Source organism: Leptospira ognonensis, from assembly GCF_004770745.1.
GTDB lineage: Bacteria > Spirochaetota > Leptospiria > Leptospirales > Leptospiraceae > Leptospira_A > Leptospira_A ognonensis.
Genome location: NZ_RQGD01000013.1, coordinates 1 through 1,239, shown reverse-complemented (window position 1 = coordinate 1,239; position 1,239 = coordinate 1). Strand labels below are relative to the sequence as shown.

The 1,239-nt window shown below is 35.1% G+C and carries 1 protein-coding gene; it reads right to left on the bottom strand.

Annotated features, from left to right (window positions below):
• Positions 1-358: 358 nt before the first annotated feature.
• Positions 359-1,057, bottom strand: coding sequence for an SH3 domain-containing protein (locus tag EHQ58_RS03760; protein ID WP_135622162.1), 699 nt, complete (start codon positions 1,055-1,057; stop codon positions 359-361).
• Positions 1,058-1,239 lie beyond the last annotated feature (182 nt).

Below are 1,239 nucleotides of genomic sequence, written 5' to 3'. Positions count from 1 at the left end.
AGATAAAACAAAACAAATTTCGTTATCTTCTACTTTCTTAGCCTCAAAAACAATCTTATCTGTAAAAGTTAAATCAAAGGCATCTGAATCCATATATAAAATATATATCTTTTAATCTATTTAATTCTTTCTTTTTTTGAGCTGCTAAATAAATAAATATTTTTTTACGCAATTTCGCATAACGAACTAGGCTATACGACGTTGTCCGTAGCTGAGCCTCGCAGAGGCGTTAGCGTCGGCGCGTCTTCTTGCAGAGCAAGAAGCGTGACGGAGGACAATGTGCCTTTAGGCCGAGCGAGGGCGACAGTCCCGAGCGCAGCGTGTCAGCCGCAGTTATGCGAAGAGAAAAAAAACGATATTATTTCTTTTTCCAACCAGAAATAATATCGTTTCCGTAATTTTCTTTGATTGAATGCTCATTGTCTATTGGATAAAGGGCACCCTTATCTTGAATAGAAATATAGAAAATCGCAACATCTGTGATTAGGTTATTGTTTGATCTAGATTTTAAATAAATTAAATTGTTAAACAATTTCCATTCCCCGAAATCTTTTTCTGAAAAGCATCCATTGTCCTCGCACCCACCGAAAATTACCATTTGAAAAGTCGCATCATTTTTAAATTCGATAAAATATTCTTCGCCGTGGATGGAGTCTACATATTTTCCGAGTATATTCGGCTGATTTATATTTAGGGCATCTTTTTCTTCATATTCTTGACAATTCCAATTTAAATAACCAGAAAAAACCCAACCAAATTTATCTAAATAATTTACTTTTGCCCATTTGGATGAAATATTATCGATTGTAACTTTTTCTCCATATTCAAAAAGTTGAATGCTTGTTTTAAATGGAATAAGATCAAGTTTTTCTGAATTGAGATTAGGCAATGACCTTAATCTCAAACCACTTTTTACTGCCACACATAGAGTATCTAAAACTAATTTAGTTTCCTTTTTGACAGTAGAATTGTTTTCTGATTGCTTTAAAGTATTGCCATCATCTATTTGCTTACACAAAAGAGTGACAGATAGAATTATGATATATAATTTTTTCAAGGTTCATCCTTTATCTAGTTACTATAGATTTATCTTTGTTTTGAAGATATATTTTCTTTTCGCATAACGAACTAGGCTACACGACGTTGTCCGTAGCTGAGCCTGCTTGCGCAGGCGTTAGCGTCGGCGCGCCTTCTTGCAGAGCAAGAAGCGTGACGGAGGACAATGTGCCTTTAGGCCGA